Origin of the sequence: Robertmurraya korlensis, from assembly GCF_023715225.1 — a bacterium.
Classification (GTDB): domain Bacteria; phylum Bacillota; class Bacilli; order Bacillales; family Cytobacillaceae; genus Robertmurraya_A.
Genome location: NZ_JAMBNS010000100.1, coordinates 1 through 455, shown reverse-complemented (window position 1 = coordinate 455; position 455 = coordinate 1). Strand labels below are relative to the sequence as shown.

General features: G+C 46.6%; 1 protein-coding gene. It reads right to left on the bottom strand.

Features of this window, described 5'->3' with window-relative positions:
- The coding region (locus tag M3175_RS25985; RefSeq protein ID WP_251524596.1) for a LysR family transcriptional regulator at positions 1-455 on the bottom strand (455 nt) is incomplete at both ends.

The following is a 455-nucleotide window of genomic DNA, read 5'->3' as shown; positions in this document are numbered from 1 at the left end:
ACGTCTCTGACCAAAACTCAAATGATAACAAGCCGTCAGTGTTGTAAGGCAGCGCAATAATGGCGGTATCAATCGCTCCATAACGGACTTTTTCAAGCAGTCGCTCAGTTTGTTCTTCTACTACATTGAGCTGAAATTGTGGGAATTGTTGGCGCAGTAGCGGCAATACCTTGGGCAGTAAAAAAGGCGCAATGGTTGGGATGATACCAATCGTCATCGGATAGGCGAGTGGGGTTTGGTGCGTCTGGGCGCGGGTCACCAAATCATTGACTTCGGCAAATATCCGCGTGGCACGCTCAAGAATTTCCTCCCCAATCGGGGTGATTAGCACTTGCTTGTTGTTACGCTCAAAAATTTGGGTATCAAGCTGTTTTTCCAGCTCTGCAATCCCCAAGCTTAAAGCAGATTGTGAGATATTGCATTCTTCTGCTGCCCGTTTAAAATGCTTGTATTTG